Origin of the sequence: Coprococcus sp. AM100_B19A (genome assembly GCF_027662015.1) — a bacterium.
Classification (GTDB): domain Bacteria; phylum Bacillota; class Clostridia; order Lachnospirales; family Lachnospiraceae; genus Allocoprococcus; species Allocoprococcus comes.
In genome coordinates this window covers 39445-56400 of the sequence record NZ_JAQDKN010000015.1, presented here as the reverse complement: position 1 = coordinate 56400, position 16956 = coordinate 39445, and the positions used below count along the sequence as shown (strand labels likewise).

Genomic DNA, 16956 nt, shown 5'->3' with positions numbered 1-16956 from the left:
CAGGTATGAAAGAGTAAATGATGGAAAATAATAAAAAGAATTTTTGGAAGGGGGCGCTTGCAGGCGCCCTCGCCATGTTTATGGTAGGTGCTGCGGCACTTGGAATTATGAATGTCGCAGGTGTAGACCTTGGAACCAGTCAGGAAAAGGTCGTAAATGCGCAGGAAGAGAAAAAACTGAATAAACTGAAAAAGCTGATTGATGAAAATTATCTTTATACAGATGATTTGAAAGAAGAAGATCTGGAGAACGGACTTTACAGTGGATACATTAATGCACTGGGAGATCCGTATTCTGTATATTATGATGAAGAACAGACCAGATCCCTGCAGGAATCAACTTCGGGAGAGTATTCGGGAATCGGAGTTGTTTTTTCGCAGAATCAGGAAACTAAGGTGATCACTGCAGTTCAGGTTTATGAGAACAGCCCGGCGAATGAAGCAGGTATTCAGGTAAATGATATTCTGTATAAGGTTGGAGATAAGGACGTAAGTGGAACGGATCTTTCCGATGTTGTACAGCTGATCCGCGGTGTAGAGAATACGACTGTTGATATCACAGTCCTGCGTGGGGATGATGCGAAGGAAGTGACAATGACGGTTACCCGGAGAAAAATCCAGGTAGAGACAGTCAAGTCTGAAATGAAGGATGACCAGATCGGTTATATTCGGGTTACGGAATTTGACAGTGTGACCTATGACCAGTTCAAGAGTGCACTCGGCAGTCTGGAGGACCAGGGGATGAAAGGACTTGTGGTTGATCTTCGGGCTAATCCGGGAGGTAATCTTGCGACAGTCACACAGATGCTGGATCTGCTGTTGCCAAAAGGTACGATCGTGTCAACAAAAGACAAGAGTGGTCACGAAGAGGTGATCTCATCGGATGATGAACACCAGTTTACGAAGCCGATGTCGGTTGTTGTTGACGGCAACAGTGCAAGTGCTTCCGAGATTTTTGCAGGAGCGATCCAGGACTACGGACTTGGATCGATCGTGGGAACAACAACTTACGGAAAAGGAATCGTTCAGCAGATTTTTGATCTTGGAGACGGAACCTGTGTGAAGCTGACAATGGCTGAGTACTATACTCCGAATGGAAGAAATATTCACAAAAAAGGAATTACGCCGGACGTAGAAGTTGAATATCAGCGGGATGAGAATAATCCGAATGCAGATAATCAGCTTGATGCAGCATTGGAACAGGTGAGAAATAAAATCAATCAATAACAGAAATCCGGAGGGAATGCCGAAAACGGCATTCCCTTTTAGTTTTTAATATGATATCATAAGTAAAGAATATTTTTTTTCAGGTAACAAAAGGACAATACTTTCTGTTACAGCAAAAATATAAATAGAAAACTGGAGGGAATAAGATGATTAACAAATTAGTCGCTAACATTAAAAAAACAGGAGCACCTATCGTTGTCGGACTGGATCCGATGCTTTCCTATGTACCAGAGCAGGTACAGAAAAAGGCATTTGCAGAGTATGGCGAGACTTTGGAAGGAGCAGCAGAAGCTATCTGGCAGTTCAACAAAGAGATCGTGGATAAGACTTATGATCTGATCCCGGCAGTTAAACCGCAGATCGCTATGTACGAACAGTTCGGAATTCCGGGACTTCAGGCATTCAAGAAGACGGTAGACTACTGTAAAGAAAAAGGACTTGTTGTCATCGGAGATATCAAGAGAGGTGATATCGGTTCTACTTCAGCAGCATATGCTGTTGGACATCTTGGAAGAGTTCAGGTAGGAAGCAAATCCTATGTACCGTTCGATGAAGATTTCGCTACTGTGAATCCGTATCTTGGATCTGACGGAGTAAAGCCATTTATCGAAGTATGTAAAGAAGAGAAGAAAGGTCTTTTTATCCTTGTTAAGACATCCAATCCATCCAGTGGAGAATTCCAGGATCGGCTGATCGATGGTCGTCCGCTTTACGAACTGGTCGGAGAAAAGGTTGCCGAGTGGGGAGCAGACTGCATGGGTGATGATTATAGCTACATCGGAGCAGTTGTGGGAGCTACTTATCCGGAGATGGGAAAAGTCCTTCGTAAAGTAATGCCGAAATCCTACATTCTGGTTCCGGGATACGGTGCACAAGGTGGAAAAGGAAAAGATCTGGTTCATTTCTTCAATGAAGATGGACTTGGAGCAATCGTAAACTCATCCAGAGGAATCATTGCAGCATATAAACAGGAAGCTTATGCAAAATACGGTGCAGAGAACTTTGGAGATGCATCCCGTGCAGCAGTAGAAGCCATGGTAGCAGATATCAAAGGCGCGCTTGAGAACAGATAAGAGAAAAGAATGAGCCGGTGTGACAGAAGCTTCTGACATACCGGCAAATCCGGATTATAGGAGAATAGAAGATGACTACAAAGAAAAAAGAACAGGCAAAGGTTGTATCGCAGGAGCAGCTTGCTGATGGAATCTTCAGTATGTGGATTCAGACAGAAGCAGCAGGGAGTGCAAGACCGGGGCAGTTTATTTCCATGTATACCAATGATGGAAGCAAGCTTCTTCCACGCCCGATCAGTATCTGTGAGATCGATAAAGAAGGTGGAAAACTTCGTGTGGTTTACCGTGTAACAGGGGAAAAAACCGGAACAGAAGAATTTTCACAGATGAAGGCAGGAGATACAATTCCGGTGATCGGACCACTTGGTAATGGATTCCCATTTGAGAAGGCCGAAGGAAAGAAGGTATTTCTGATGGGAGGAGGAATCGGTGTGCCGCCGATCCTGGAGCTTGCAAAACAGATGGAATGTGAGAAAAAGCAGATTGTGGTTGGATACCGTGATGCACATACCTTCCTGAAAGAAGAATTTGAACAGGCAGGAGAGCTTTATATTTCAACCGAAGATGGCAGTGTCGGAACAAAAGGAAATGTCATGGATGCAATCCGTGAGAATGCGCTGGAAGCAGATATGATCTATGCCTGTGGACCAACTCCGATGCTTCGTGCGATCAAACAGTATGCAGAAACAAACGGAATCGAATGCTATATTTCTCTGGAAGAGAGAATGGCATGTGGAATCGGTGCCTGTCTTGCGTGCGTGTGCAAGTCAAAGGAAAAGGATGCGCACAGCAATGTGCACAACAAACGTATCTGTAAAGACGGACCGGTATTTCTTTCTACGGAGGTGGAAATCTAATGGATATGCGTGTAAATATTGCCGGAGTAGAATGGAAGAATCCGGTAACAGTGGCATCAGGAACCTTCGGATCAGGAGAAGAGTTTTCTGAATTTGTAGATCTGAACAAGCTTGGAGCTGTGACAACAAAAGGTGTGGCAAATGTACCGTGGCCGGGCAATCCGACTCCGCGTGTAGCCGAGGTTTACGGCGGAATGATGAACGCCATAGGACTTCAGAATCCGGGAATCGATCTGTTCTGTAAAAGAGATATTCCGTATCTGAAAAACTATGATACCAAGATCATTGTGAATGTCTGCGGACATGCACCGGAAGAGTATCTTGAAGTGGTAGAACGCCTTGCGGATGAACCGATCGATATGATGGAAATCAACATTTCCTGCCCAAATGTCAATGCAGGATTCCTTGCTTTCGGACAGGATGCAAAGCATGTAGAAGAGCTGACCGGACAGATCAAGAAGATCGCAAAGCAGCCGATCATCATGAAGCTGACACCGAATGTAACCGATATTACTGAGATAGCAAAAGCGGCAGAAGCAGGCGGTGCGGACGCAGTTTCCCTGATCAATACACTGACCGGTATGAAGATTGATATCAATCGTAAGACATTTGCGGTGGCAAATAAGACCGGAGGTGTATCAGGACCGATCGTCAAACCGATCGCTGTCCGCATGGTATATCAGGTAGCACAGGCAGTGAACATCCCAATCATCGGGATGGGCGGTATTTCCTGCGCAGAAGATGCGATCGAGTTCCTTCTTGCAGGAGCAAGTGCCGTATCCGTAGGAACAGCCAACTTTCACAATCCGGCAGTGACGATGGAAGTAATCGATGGAATTGAAGCCTACATGAAGAAGAATGGCTTTGAGTCTGTGAAAGATATGGTTGGAATTGTAAAATAAAGAACATATAAGAGATGGAGGATAAATAAAATGGAAAGCTACAAACAGGAATTTATTGATTTTATGGTAGAAAGCCACGTTCTTAAATTTGGAGAATTTACACTGAAAAGCGGAAGAAAGTCCCCTTTCTTCATGAATGCAGGAGCTTATGTGACAGGATCACAGCTCAAAAGACTCGGTGAATATTACGCAAAAGCAATCCATGACAAATACGGGGATGATTTTGATGTATTATTCGGACCTGCTTACAAAGGAATCCCGCTTGGAGTTGTAACCGCGATCGCTTACAGTGAATTATACGGAAAAGAGATCCGTTACTGCTCAGACCGTAAAGAAGAAAAAGATCACGGAGCAGATAAGGGAAGCTTCCTCGGAAGCAAGCTTCAGGACGGAGACCGCGTGGTTATGATCGAAGATGTTACCACATCCGGCAAATCCATGGAAGAGACTGTACCGAAGGTAAGAGGAGCCGCTGATGTAACAATTGTTGGACTGATGGTATCCCTTGACCGTATGGAAGTAGGAAAAGGCGGTGTGAAATGCGCACTCGATGAAGTAAAGGATCTTTACGGATTTGAAACTAATGCAATCGTAACCATGAAGGATGTAGTAGAGCATCTGTACAACAAACCATGCAATGGTGAAATTGTTATCGATGACAAGATCAAGGCTGCAATCGACGCATACTATGAGCAGTATGGTGCAAAATAAGGAGGAGTTACAGTGACAGAAAAGACATATAAGGTGATGGGACTTGCCGGCGGTGCCAATATTGCGATCGGAATTATTTCTATTGTTGTTGGTGTGACAACCGGGATCATTTTGCTTGTCAGCGGTGGAAAGCTGCTTGGTGCGAAAAAGGGACTGACATTTTAGGAAGGGCGCTTTAAGTTGAAAGCAAAGAACAGAAAAAGACTTCGGGTTCTTGGGAAGATTTTATTTGTCCTGTATATTGGATTTTTATTTTACTTTCTGATTTTTTCTGACTGGTATGGACGGGAAGGAACCGGGGAATATCATTATAACCTGGTTCTTTTCTGTGAAATAAAAAGATTTTGGCTGTATCGAGATGTTTTGGGATGGGTAGCTTATGCAAATCTGTTCGGAAATGTCCTGATTTTCGTGCCATTTGGATTTTTTATGCCGATGGCAAGCCGTTATCGCAGCTTTTTTCTTACCCTTTTCTACAGTTTTGGAGTGAGCTTCTTTGTGGAGTGCTTTCAGCTGGTAACAAGAGTGGGGAGTTTTGATGTGGATGATATGCTGCTCAACACCCTTGGCGGTGTGATTGGGTATATCGTCTTCGCGATTTGTAATATGATAAGGAGATGGCACGATGCGAAGCAGGAGAGATAAAAAAAGAGCACGTGAAAGAGACAGAAATAAAAGAAGCCGGAAGTATGGTCAGATAAAAAGAAAGCATTCCCGCAAGGGAATCTGGTCCTGTGTGATGGCAGTACTTGTTACGGCAGTGATAGCGGGATTGATTGTAATGGCATTTATGAATAAAGGGAAATCAGCAGCAATGGTAGGAAGCTTTGGGGTTTTCGATATGATTCTTGCCTGCATCGGTATTGTAACGGGTGTAAAAGGATTTAAAGAAAGAGATAAAAATTATCTGACCTGCAAGATCGGAATCGTTGTAAACGGACTTATTTTACTTGCCCTGATCTTAGTATTTATAAGAGGATGTGTATAAATGGAAGAAAGATATAATCTGGCAATTGACAGAATGAAAGCAATAATAGAAGAAAAAACAGTAGCAGAGCCATATCGGGAGTATTTCCAGCATGTGGCTCGGTTTATTTTAAAGCTTGATGAGCTGAAACAGAATGTGGAAAGCGGAAAGCAGAAAGAGATGTCAGAAGAAGAGCTGCAGGAAGAGATGAAGGATCTTTATGCAGATGAACTGGAAGCAAACTATGAGAAATCTTATGCAAATCCGGCTTATGCGGTTTTGGTACTGGGAGGAGAACTGGGAAGCTTTTTGTCTGCGGTTTACACCGAGATCCGCGGAGGCATTTCTTATGTTCAGGAACAGCGTATGGAGTATGTTGTGATCGGAGCAGAGCTTTTGATTGAAATTTACAACAAATTTGAAGAAGAAAAGCAGCCGCAGCCGGAAAGCCTGAAGGAAATCTTTTACTGGTATGCAAGTGATTACTGCGATGTATTTGCGGCAGACCGCATCAAAGACCAGATCGATCCGGAAAGAGGATGCTTCATTGTGAATATGATCATGAATGAAGATCTTTCCGATCTGCGTTATCTCTACCGTATGGGAGAATATGTGGGGGTAAATGAAAGAGAGACAGCCGCATACTTAAATTCACTTTCACAGGAGAAGATTGATAAGATGGCAGATACCTTCAGTGAAGGATACAGGATTGGTTTTGTAAATACCGGAAAAGACCTGTCAAAAAAATCTGTAGTCAACATTTACTATGCAATGGGATTTGAACGGATCGTAAAAAAAGCCATTGAGAATTTTGCCAAAATGGGATTAAAGCCGAGTATTTTCCGGACAAGTCACAGCGTGATCACAAGAGGACGCAACAGCCAGATCGGATTTTTCAATATTTCCGGCAACAAGCAGTATGTCTATGACCACAGAGATGATATCGGGCTTGTGATGGATAAACAGTATGTAGAGCGAAAGCTGGAAGTGATGCGTACCACTTACGAGCAGAATAAAGAGATTGCAGCAGGCTATGCAGGACCGGCAGTGATCGACATTTTCGGAGAAAAGACTTTTGTTCCGCAGGCTAAACCAGAGGCAGTTAAATTAAGCGAAAAGCAGGAAGAACTTCTGGTTGCGATGAATGGAAGGGCCGGACGTCTGACCAATGAATATCTTCCGGGAGATGAGAGAAGTTTTACGATCATTTCCTGGCCGGTTCCGGAAATCGGAGAGCAGTATCATGAGATCTTTGATGAAACGATCAAGATCAATACTCTGGATTACAAGCTTTACCAGAAGGTGCAGCAGACAATGATCGATGCACTGGATAAAGGAGAGTATGTAAAAGTAACAGGCTCAGGCGAAAACCAGACGGATCTGAAAGTGATGCTTCATCCGCTTGCCGATCCGGCAAAAGAGACGATCTTTGAAAACTGTGTTGCCGATGTCAATATCCCGGTAGGTGAGGTGTTCACTTCCCCGGTACTGGAAGGAACAGAAGGTACCCTTTTTGTGAGCAAGGTATTCCTTCACGGACTTCCGTATTACAATCTGAAGATCAGTTTTAAAGAAGGAAAGATCACAGAGTATACCTGCACCAATTTTGATTCAGAAGAAGAAAATAAAAAATATATTTTCGATAACATTCTGCACAATCATCAGACACTTCCGATTGGCGAGTTTGCGATCGGAACCAATACCACAGCTTATGCGGTTGCGAAGAAATATGATATTGCAGATAAATATACGATTCTGATCGCTGAAAAGACGGGACCGCATTTTGCAGTAGGGGATACCTGCTATAGCTGGGCAGAGGATGTAAAGGTTTACAATCCGGATGGAAAAGAGATTATTGCAAGAGACAACAGCATATCGATCTTGAGAAAAGAGGATCCGTCGAAAGCATATTTCCAGTGCCATACCGATATCACCATCCCTTATGATGAGCTGGGAAGCATTGTTGTAGTGGCGAAAGACGGAACAGAGACAGAAATTATCCGTGATGGACGGTTTGTTCTTCCGGGAACAGAGATCCTCAATGAACCTCTGAATTAGTATTAGTTATGGATTTTCAATAATACCAATAAGTAAAATTAAATAATGGTCAGATAAGTAACGGTTGACATACCGCAACAGACTTAGTAAAATAACTTATAAGTGGTTAGCTATTTATTAAAATACTTATAGATAAAAGAAAAGGAGATCATTATGCCAAAAGTTGGAATCGTAATGGGCAGCGACTCAGATATGAAAGTAATGGGAAAAGCTGCTGACATGCTGGAAAAGTTTGGAATCGATTATGAGATGACGATCATCTCGGCACACCGTGAGCCTGACGTATTCTATGAATATGCGAAGTCTGCAGAAGCAAAAGACTTCAAAGTAATTATTGCAGGTGCAGGTATGGCAGCACATCTTCCTGGAATGTGTGCAGCAATCTTCCCGATGCCGGTTATCGGAATCCCAATGTCAGGGAAGAATCTGGAGGGTGTCGACGCACTCTATTCAATCGTTCAGATGCCGCCTGGAATCCCGGTTGCCACAGTTGCGATCGACGGCGGAGCAAACGCAGCAATTCTGGCTGCAAAGATTCTTGCAACCTCAGATCCTGAGCTTCTTCAGAAACTGAAGGATTACACTGCAGAAATGAAAGAAACCGTCCAGAAAAAAGCAGAAAAGCTTGAAAAAATCGGACACAAAGAATATATCAAGCAGATGTAGGCATACAGATGTCAGTGAAAATACCAGGAGGATATAGAAAATGTTGGATTATAAGACAGCCGGCGTAGATATCGAGGCAGGATATAAATCAGTAGAACTTATGAAAAAGCATGTAAAAGAAACCATGAGACCGGAAGTATTAGGTGGACTTGGCGGTTTTGCAGGTGCATTTGATCTAAGCGGAATCAAGAATATGGAAGAACCAGTACTTCTTTCCGGAACAGATGGATGTGGAACAAAGGTGAAGCTTGCATTTGTAATGGACAAGCATGATACGATCGGTATTGATGCCGTTGCCATGTGTGTGAATGATATCGCATGCTCTGGTGGAGAACCGTTATTCTTTCTGGATTATATTGCCTGTGGCAAGAATTACCCGGAAAAGATCGCTACCATCGTAAGCGGTGTGGCAGAGGGCTGCAAGCAGTCAGGATGTGCACTTGTAGGTGGAGAGACAGCAGAGCATCCGGGACTGATGCCGGAGAATGATTACGACCTTGCAGGTTTTGCAGTCGGAGTTGTAGATAAGAAAGATATTATCGATGGTTCTGATATTAAGCCAGGTGATGTACTTGTTGCAATGCCGTCTACAGGGGTTCACAGCAATGGATTTTCACTGGTTCGTAAGGTATTCGACATTACAGAAGAATCCTTAAATACATACTATGATGAATTAGGAAAGACACTTGGCGAAGCACTTCTTGCTCCGACCAGAATTTATGTAAAAGCACTGAAGAACGTAAAAGAAGCCGGTGTAAGAGTCAAAGGATGCAGCCATATCACAGGCGGTGGATTCTATGAAAATATTCCGAGAATGCTTCCGGAAGGAATCCGTGCAGTGGTAAAGAAGGACAGCTATGAAATCCCTGCAATCTTCAACCTGATTGCAAAGACTGGCAACATTGCAGAAGAGATGATGTACAATACCTTCAATATGGGTATCGGTATGGTTGTCGCTGTCGATGAAAAGGATGTAGATGCTACAATTAAGGCAATGAAAGAAGCTGGAGATGAAGCATTTGTGGTTGGTTATGTAGAAGCAGGAGAAAAAGGAGTTACTTTATGTTAAGAGTTGCTGTACTTGTATCCGGAGGCGGAACCAATCTGCAGGCAATCATTGATGCAGTGGAAAATGGCACGATCACCAATACAGAGCTGGTCGGTGTCATCAGCAATAATAAGAACGCATATGCACTCACAAGAGCCGGGAATCATCAGATCCCGGCACAGTGCGTTTCGCCGAAGGATTTTGAGACAAGAGAAGAGTTTAACAAAGTTTTTCTTGAAAAGGTAGACGAACTGAAACCGGATCTTATCGTTCTGGCGGGATTTTTGGTTGTGATCCCGGAAGAAATGATCAGCAGATACCGGAATAAGATCATCAATATCCATCCATCTCTGATTCCGTCGTTCTGCGGAACGGGATATTATGGACTGAAGGTTCATGAGGCAGCACTTGCCAGAGGGGTAAAGGTGGTTGGAGCAACCGTACATTTTGTAGACGAAGGAACGGATACCGGTCCGATCATTCTCCAGAAGGCTGTTGAAGTAGAAGAAGGCGATACACCGGAGGTTCTGCAGAGACGTGTGATGGAGCAGGCGGAGTGGAAGATCCTTCCACATGCGATCGACCTGATCGCAAATGGAAAAGTAACAGTAAAAGATGGCAGAGTGTCAATTGCCCGTTAGAGAAGGAGGAGCACCAATGAAAGTATTGATCGTAGGCGGTGGCGGAAGAGAACACGCAATTGCATATTGTGTAGCAAAGAGCAGCAAGGTAGAGAAGATGTACTGTGCACCGGGAAATGCCGGGATTGCAGAGCTTGCAGAATGTGTACCGATTGGTGCGATGGAATTTGACAAGCTGGTTACATTTGCAAAGGAAAAAGAGATCGATCTGGCAATCGTAGGAATGGATGATCCGCTGGTTGGCGGTCTTATAGATGAATTTGAAAAAGCTGGGATCCGCGCATTCGGACCAAGAAAAAATGCAGCAATCCTGGAGGGAAGCAAGGCATTTTCAAAAGATCTGATGAAAAAATATGACATCCCGACCGCAGCATATGAGAACTTTGACAATGCAGACGAAGCGCTGGCTTATCTGGAGACAGCCAAATTTCCGATCGTTCTGAAGGCAGATGGTCTGGCACTTGGAAAAGGTGTACTGATCTGTAATACGTTGGAAGAAGCAAAAGCCGGCGTGAAAGAGATCATGCTGGACAAGAAATTCGGTGCATCCGGTAATACCATGGTTGTAGAAGAATTCATGACAGGACGTGAGGTTTCTGTTCTTTCCTTTGTAGATGGAAAGACCATCAAGACTATGACAAGCGCGCAGGATCACAAGAGAGCAAAAGACGGAGATCAGGGATTGAATACCGGTGGTATGGGAACTTTCTCACCGAGTCCTTTCTATACAAAAGAAGTTGACGAATTCTGCCGGAAATATGTGTACCAGAAGACGGTAGATGCAATGGCAGCAGAGGGAAGAGAGTTCAAGGGGATCATCTTCTTCGGACTGATGCTTACCGAAGACGGACCGAAGGTTCTGGAATACAATGCCAGATTCGGAGATCCTGAGGCACAGGTTGTTCTTCCGCGTATGAAGAATGATCTGATCGATGTGATCGAAGCCTGTATCGACGGAACACTGGATCAGGTAGATCTTCAGTTTGAAGACAATGCAGCAGTCTGTGTGGTACTTGCATCTGACGGTTATCCGGTCGCTTATGAAAAAGGACTTCCGATCACAGGTCTTGACGAGTTCAAGAAACATGAAGGATACTATTGCTTCCATGCCGGAACCAAATTCGACGGAGACCAGATCGTGACAAACGGAGGACGTGTCCTCGGTGTGACAGCCAAAGGAGCAACGCTCAAAGAGGCCCGTGCCAATGCTTACAAAGCAACCGAATGGGTTAAATTTGATAACAAATATATGCGCCACGATATCGGAAAAGCGATTGACGAGGCTTAGGAATTTAGGGCGGGATCTTTCTTATTCAGAGGGATTTCGCCTTTTTTGAGTTAAGTGAAAAATTTAATCTTTAAGAAGTTCTAAAGATTTCATGAACTTCTTGACAAATCGGACTTTGAATACTATGATTATCAATAGTTATGGGAAAAGGCAATGAGAAAGAGGAGTATGCAGACTGGTCCGAAGAAGAGAAAACCGTTCACAGGCTGAGAGACGGTTTACGGGAAGTGGTTGCAGAAGGTAGCTTTGGAGCCGGGTATCTGAAAAAGGGCGAGTAGGATATCACGGGGTGGTTTCCGTTATAGAACTGTGAGAGATACGAGATGGATTTATTTCGTGGAACAAAGGTGGTACCGCGTTTATACACGCCCTTTACATATTGTAAAGGGCTTTTTTTATTCTTTAGAGAGAGAGCAAAAGTGCGCGGTGGACTTATAAGAGGAGGAAACAATGAGTAAGAATCTTGAAAAGACCTACAATCCGAAAGAGATTGAAGCGAAACTTTATGAAAAATGGTGTGAAGAAAAGTATTTTCACGCTGAAGTTGACAGAAGTAAGAAACCATTTACAACGGTAATGCCGCCACCGAATATCACCGGTAAGCTGCATATGGGACATGCTCTCGATAATACACTTCAGGATATCCTGATCCGTTACAAGAGAATGCAGGGATATAATGCACTGTGGATCCCGGGAACAGACCACGCTGCAATTTCAACAGAAGTAAAGGTTACAAACCAGTTAAAGGCAGAGGGAATTGATAAGAAAGAACTCGGAAGAGAAGGATTCCTTAAGAGAACCTGGCAGTGGAAAGAAGAGTACGCAGGAACCATCGAAGGTCAGCTGAAAAAGCTTGGTGTATCCTGTGACTGGGACAGAGAACGTTTCACCATGGATGAAGGATGCTCGAATGCGGTCAAAGAAGTATTCATTCGTCTTCACGAAAAAGGATTTATCTACAAAGGTTCCAGAATCATCAACTGGTGTCCGGTATGTAAGACTTCCCTTTCTGACGCAGAAGTTGAGCATGAGGAACAGGCAGGACATTTCTGGCACATCAAGTACCCGATCGTAGGAACAGAACGTTTCCTTGAGATCGCAACTACACGTCCGGAAACTCTGCTTGGAGATACAGCGATCGCCGTACATCCGGACGATGACAGGTACAAAGATATCGTAGGAAAGAATGTCATCCTTCCGTTAGTTGGAAGAGAAATCCCGATCGTGGCAGACGCTTATGTTGATAAAGAATTCGGAACAGGTGCGGTTAAGATCACACCGGCACATGACCCGAATGACTTTGAAGTAGGAAAGAGACATAATCTTCCGGAAATCAACATCCTGAACGATGATGCTACCATCGTAGAAGGATACGGAAGATATTCCGGAATGGATCGCTACGAAGCAAGAAAAGCAATCGTAGAAGATCTGGAAAAAGAAGGATACCTTGTAAGCATCGAAGAACATGTACACAACGTTGGAACACATGACAGATGTAAGACAACCGTTGAACCGATGATTAAACCACAGTGGTTTGTTAAGATGGATGAGCTTGCCAAACCGGCGATCAATGCGATCAAGACCGGCGAATTAAAATTCGTACCGGAACGTTTTGGTAAGATCTACCTGAACTGGCTGGAAAATATCCGTGACTGGTGTATTTCACGTCAGATCTGGTGGGGACACAGAATTCCGGCCTACTATTGTGATGAATGTGGAGAAGTGGTTGTTGCACGTGAGATGCCGGAAAAATGCCCGCATTGCGGATGCACACATCTGACACAGGATGAAGATACACTGGATACCTGGTTCAGTTCAGCACTGTGGCCGTTCTCAACACTTGGATGGCCGGAAGAGACAGAGGACTTCAAGTATTTCTATCCGACAGATGTACTGGTAACTGGTTATGATATTATTTTCTTCTGGGTAATCCGTATGGTATTCTCCGGATATGCACATACTGGAAAAGCACCGTTCCATACTGTTCTGATCCATGGACTGGTAAGGGATTCCCAGGGACGTAAGATGAGTAAATCTCTTGGAAATGGTATCGATCCGCTGGAGGTCATTGATGAGTACGGTGCAGATGCACTCCGTCTGACTCTGATCACAGGAAATGCACCAGGAAATGATATGCGTTTCTACAACGAACGTGTAGAATCCAGCCGTAACTTTGCCAATAAGGTATGGAATGCATCCAGATTTATCATGATGAACATGGAAGATAAGGTAATTTCCAAACCGGATGAGGCAGACTTTGAAGTAACCGATAAATGGATTTTATCCAAGGTAAATACACTTGCAAAAGATGTAACTGAGAACATGGATAAATTTGAACTGGGTATTGCAGTACAGAAAGTATATGACTTTATCTGGGATGAATTCTGTGACTGGTACATCGAGCTTGTAAAATACAGGATCTACCATTCTGATGAAAATTATAAGAGCGCCAATGCAGCACTTTGGACACTGAAGACGGTTCTTGGTAATGCACTGAAGATGTTACATCCATTTATGCCATTTGTAACAGAAGAAATCTACAGCGCACTGGTACCGGAGGAAAAATCTCTGATGATGTCAGACTGGCCGCAGTTTAGCGAAGACTGGTGCTATGCAGACGCTGAAAATATAACAGATCATATGAAAGAAGTTATCCGTGGTGTCAGAAATGCGCGGGCAGAAATGAATGTACCGCCGAGCCGTAAAGCAAAGGTTTATGTAGTATGCGAAGATGAGAAGCTCTGTGAAGGATTCGAAGAGCTGACAACATGCGCATGCCCGCTTATGAGTGCTTCTGAACTTGCTGTCCAGGCTGATAAGGCAGGTATTGCGGATGATGCCGTATCGATCGTAGTACCGGATGCTTCTGTATATGTACCACTGGAAGAGCTGATTGACTTCGAACAGGAAATCGAGCGTCTGACAAAAGAAGAAGAAAAGCTTACAAAAGAAATCAACCGTGCAAAGGGAATGCTTTCAAATGAAAAATTCGTCAGCAAAGCACCACAGGCAAAGGTTGATGAAGAAAAAGCAAAGCTTGAAAAGTATACACAGATGATGGAACAGGTGAAAGAACGTCTGGAGGCTTTAAAGGCAGGAAGATAATCACTGCAGGAAAGTACTAAGGCATATTCTTTTTTAGCCGGATATACCGTCAGGCGCAGCATAAACTGCGCCTGACGGTACAGAAACACGTAAGGGGTTAAAAGACGATGAAGGAAATTCATTTTAAAAAGATTCAGTGGAAAAAACCGGATCTGAAAGGAAAATGGCAGAAGCTGAAGAATATGAAGCCAGGAGATATAAAGGCGCATTTAAAAAAGCAGCATGAGCGAAGACAGCAGATTCTTGAAAAGCGGCGAAACAGCAAATTCGCAAAAAAGATGGCACCGTACTATAAGATAATGAACCGGTTCTCTTTGCCGCTTCAGGCACTGTGGGCTTGTATCATTAACTTTATCATTGAAGCACTGTCCAGACATTCTGCAATTGCAGCTTGGCAGTATATGACAGGAACACCGCTGGTATTTTTGTACAATGCCGGAATGATTTTCGTTACACTTTTAATCGCTTATCTGGTGCGGCGCCGGGTGTTTACACGACTGATCATCAGTGCATTGTGGCTCTTTCTGGGTGTTGTCAACGGAGTGATGCTGGCAAAGCGTGTTACGCCGTTTAATGCACAGGATCTAAAGACATTTACAGAAGGACTGTCACTGTTTACAAACTATTTCTCGGTGGCAGAGCTTGTGATGATGGGAATTGGTGTTCCGGCACTGCTCATCTGGCTGGTTGCCATGTGGAGACGTGCCGGACAGTATGAAGGAAAGATGCACAGGATCCCGATGCTGATTATTGTTGTTGCAGCGTTTTTTGGATATTCTGTACTGACAAATGTTGCTGTAGATAAGAGGATTATTTCTACTTACTTTGGAAATATCGCATTTGCTTATCAGGATTACGGACTTCCGTATTGTTTCTCGGCCAGCCTTTTTAATACAGGTATTTCAGAACCGAATGATTATAACAAAGACACGATCGAGAAGATCACGGATAATAGAGAGATGACAGAGAGCACATCCGACAATGGTGTGAGACCGAATGTCTTGTTTGTACAGCTGGAATCTTTCTTTGATCCTATTGAATATGAGGATCTGCAGATGTCAGAGGATCCGATTCCGAATCTGCGCAAGATGTTTGAAAATTATTCTTCCGGATATTTTAAGGTTCCTTCGGTAGGAGCCGGAACAGCCAATACAGAATTTGAAGTGCTGACAGGTATGAACCTGCGTTATTTCGGACCGGGCGAGTATCCTTATAAGACAAAGCTTAAGAATCAGGTATGTGAAAGTGCAGCAACTGCATTTTCTGCATTCGGTTACGGAACCCATGCGATTCACAACAACGGTGGTAATTTCTACAGCCGTGCGAAGGTATTTAACAATATTGGTTTTGACAGCTTTACAAGTAAAGAGTTTATGAATATTCTCCAGACAACAGAGAATGGATGGTCGAAGGATGATATTCTTCTGACGCACATCAAAGACGCTCTGGACTCTACCGAGCAGGAGGATTTTGTATTTACAGTCAGTGTACAGGGACATGGAAATTATCCGACAGAAAAGGTGATTGAGAACCCGAAGATCACCGTAACAGGAGCACCGACAGAAGAGAAGAACAATGCCTGGGAATACTATGTGAACCAGGTATATGAGATGGATCAGTTTGCCGGTAATCTGGTAAAAATGATGGAAGAACGCGGTGAGCCGACTGTGGTCGTATTCTATGGTGACCATCTGCCGACAATGGGACTGGAAGCAAAGGATATGAAGAACCGTTATCTGTACAATACAAATTATGTGATCTGGGACAATCTTGGACTTCAGAAAGAGGACCGGAACATTCCGTCCTACCAGATCATGGCGGATGTGATGGACCGCCTGGGATTACATTCCGGTACGGTATTCAACTATCACCAGCAGAGACGCCAGACAAAGGATTATCTGAAGGATCTGGAGCTGTTACAGTATGATATTCTGTATGGAGACCAGTATGTATACAATGGTAAGCCGCCGATCACAGAAGGCCATATGCAGATGGGGATCAAGGAGGTTACGCTCACGGATCTTGTAGAAAATCTGGATGAGACCTACAGCCTCTACGGAACAAACTTTACTAAATGGAGCAAGGTTTACATCAATGATGAAAAGCAGGAATCTACTTTCCTCAATAATACAAGGATCGAACTTCCGGACAGTAAGTTGAAGGATGGAGACATCATTACGGTCAGCCAGGTCGGATCAAGCAATACCATCTTCAGGACTTCAAGAGAATATATTTACATGGATGGAAAAATCCTGGAATATACAGATGAAGTAAAAGAACAGAAGAATTCTGCAAAGATGGACGGCGATCAGCAGAAGACAGAAAATGCCGGACAGTCCGGAGAACAGCAGGATCAGAATAATAAAGAAGAAAAGAGCGGGCAGCAGTAGAGTTCCGCTTAAGAAAGACGGGAA

Annotated in this window: 15 protein-coding genes and 1 other annotated feature; all 15 genes read left to right on the top strand. The window is 43.8% G+C overall.

Annotated elements, in window-relative coordinates; all coding sequences use genetic code 11:
* Positions 1-17 precede the first annotated feature (17 nt).
* The 15 genes from PGQ33_RS13550 (at position 18) to PGQ33_RS13480 (ending at position 16932) form a co-directional block, all read left to right on the top strand.
* Complete coding sequence (locus tag PGQ33_RS13550; protein ID WP_441047115.1) at positions 18-1226, top strand: S41 family peptidase; 1209 nt, start codon at positions 18-20, stop codon at positions 1224-1226.
* 146 nt (positions 1227-1372) lie between these two features.
* Positions 1373-2299 (top strand): orotidine-5'-phosphate decarboxylase, encoded by a 927-nt coding sequence (pyrF, locus tag PGQ33_RS13545; protein ID WP_008372910.1) that lies wholly within the window; start codon positions 1373-1375, stop codon positions 2297-2299.
* Between the two features lie 71 nt (positions 2300-2370).
* Positions 2371-3156: a dihydroorotate dehydrogenase electron transfer subunit gene (locus PGQ33_RS13540; protein ID WP_022220989.1), complete on the top strand. Its 786-nt coding sequence runs from the start codon at positions 2371-2373 to the stop codon at positions 3154-3156.
* A complete protein-coding gene (locus PGQ33_RS13535) occupies positions 3156-4058 on the top strand; it encodes a dihydroorotate dehydrogenase (RefSeq protein ID WP_008372915.1) in 903 nt (300 codons plus the stop codon). The genes PGQ33_RS13540 and PGQ33_RS13535 overlap by 1 nt, the downstream gene beginning before the upstream one ends.
* A 30-nt stretch (positions 4059-4088) precedes the next feature.
* Positions 4089-4769, top strand: a complete 681-nt coding sequence (pyrE, locus tag PGQ33_RS13530) for an orotate phosphoribosyltransferase (RefSeq protein ID WP_008372917.1) — start codon at positions 4089-4091, stop codon at positions 4767-4769.
* A 12-nt stretch (positions 4770-4781) separates the two neighbouring features.
* Positions 4782-4934 (top strand): hypothetical protein, encoded by a 153-nt coding sequence (locus PGQ33_RS13525; RefSeq protein WP_008372918.1) that lies wholly within the window; start codon positions 4782-4784, stop codon positions 4932-4934.
* Between the two features lie 15 nt (positions 4935-4949).
* Positions 4950-5414: a VanZ family protein gene (locus PGQ33_RS13520; protein ID WP_117834969.1), complete on the top strand. Its 465-nt coding sequence runs from the start codon at positions 4950-4952 to the stop codon at positions 5412-5414.
* Positions 5395-5757, top strand: coding sequence for a DUF6142 family protein (locus tag PGQ33_RS13515; protein WP_008372922.1), 363 nt, complete (start codon positions 5395-5397; stop codon positions 5755-5757). Before PGQ33_RS13520 ends, PGQ33_RS13515 begins: the two co-directional genes overlap by 20 nt.
* Positions 5758-7794: an aminopeptidase gene (locus tag PGQ33_RS13510; protein WP_055261105.1), complete on the top strand. Its 2037-nt coding sequence runs from the start codon at positions 5758-5760 to the stop codon at positions 7792-7794. It abuts the gene before it with no gap.
* Positions 7795-7947: 153 nt separating this feature from the next.
* Entirely contained in the window at positions 7948-8460 is a 513-nt protein-coding gene (gene purE / locus PGQ33_RS13505; RefSeq protein ID WP_008372927.1) for a 5-(carboxyamino)imidazole ribonucleotide mutase, read from the top strand.
* Positions 8461-8503: 43 nt separating this feature from the next.
* On the top strand, positions 8504-9529 hold the full coding sequence (gene purM, locus PGQ33_RS13500) for a phosphoribosylformylglycinamidine cyclo-ligase (protein WP_055156423.1): 1026 nt from the start codon (positions 8504-8506) through the stop codon (positions 9527-9529).
* Positions 9523-10149: a phosphoribosylglycinamide formyltransferase gene (gene purN, locus PGQ33_RS13495; protein ID WP_022220988.1), complete on the top strand. Its 627-nt coding sequence runs from the start codon at positions 9523-9525 to the stop codon at positions 10147-10149. The genes purM and purN overlap by 7 nt, the downstream gene beginning before the upstream one ends.
* Before the next feature lie 16 nt (positions 10150-10165).
* On the top strand, positions 10166-11437 hold the full coding sequence (purD, locus tag PGQ33_RS13490; protein ID WP_022220987.1) for a phosphoribosylamine--glycine ligase: 1272 nt from the start codon (positions 10166-10168) through the stop codon (positions 11435-11437).
* A 144-nt stretch (positions 11438-11581) separates the two neighbouring features.
* Positions 11582-11813 (top strand) — a binding site (T-box leader).
* A gap of 74 nt (positions 11814-11887) precedes the next feature.
* Positions 11888-14542, top strand: coding sequence for a valine--tRNA ligase (locus PGQ33_RS13485; RefSeq protein ID WP_270205893.1), 2655 nt, complete (start codon positions 11888-11890; stop codon positions 14540-14542).
* A gap of 182 nt (positions 14543-14724) precedes the next feature.
* Positions 14725-16932 carry an LTA synthase family protein gene (locus PGQ33_RS13480; RefSeq protein ID WP_270205899.1) on the top strand — a complete coding sequence of 736 codons (2208 nt, stop codon included), beginning with the start codon at positions 14725-14727 and terminating at the stop codon, positions 16930-16932.
* The last annotated feature ends 24 nt before the right edge of the window (positions 16933-16956 follow it).

What these genes read in the sequence shown, in the direction of transcription:
- purN (WP_022220988.1), top strand. Translation starts at nt 9,523, where the DNA reads ATGTTAAGAGTTGCTGTACTTGTATCCGGAGGCGGAACCAATCTGCAG.
- PGQ33_RS13550 (WP_441047115.1), top strand. Translation starts at nt 18, where the DNA reads ATGATGGAAAATAATAAAAAGAATTTTTGGAAGGGGGCGCTTGCAGGC.
- PGQ33_RS13485 (WP_270205893.1), top strand. Translation starts at nt 11,888, where the DNA reads ATGAGTAAGAATCTTGAAAAGACCTACAATCCGAAAGAGATTGAAGCG.
- PGQ33_RS13480 (WP_270205899.1), top strand. Translation starts at nt 14,725, where the DNA reads ATGAAGCCAGGAGATATAAAGGCGCATTTAAAAAAGCAGCATGAGCGA.
- PGQ33_RS13510 (WP_055261105.1), top strand. Translation starts at nt 5,758, where the DNA reads ATGGAAGAAAGATATAATCTGGCAATTGACAGAATGAAAGCAATAATA.
- pyrE (WP_008372917.1), top strand. Translation starts at nt 4,089, where the DNA reads ATGGAAAGCTACAAACAGGAATTTATTGATTTTATGGTAGAAAGCCAC.
- PGQ33_RS13540 (WP_022220989.1), top strand. Translation starts at nt 2,371, where the DNA reads ATGACTACAAAGAAAAAAGAACAGGCAAAGGTTGTATCGCAGGAGCAG.
- pyrF (WP_008372910.1), top strand. Translation starts at nt 1,373, where the DNA reads ATGATTAACAAATTAGTCGCTAACATTAAAAAAACAGGAGCACCTATC.
- purD (WP_022220987.1), top strand. Translation starts at nt 10,166, where the DNA reads ATGAAAGTATTGATCGTAGGCGGTGGCGGAAGAGAACACGCAATTGCA.
- purE (WP_008372927.1), top strand. Translation starts at nt 7,948, where the DNA reads ATGCCAAAAGTTGGAATCGTAATGGGCAGCGACTCAGATATGAAAGTA.
- PGQ33_RS13535 (WP_008372915.1), top strand. Translation starts at nt 3,156, where the DNA reads ATGGATATGCGTGTAAATATTGCCGGAGTAGAATGGAAGAATCCGGTA.
- PGQ33_RS13515 (WP_008372922.1), top strand. Translation starts at nt 5,395, where the DNA reads ATGCGAAGCAGGAGAGATAAAAAAAGAGCACGTGAAAGAGACAGAAAT.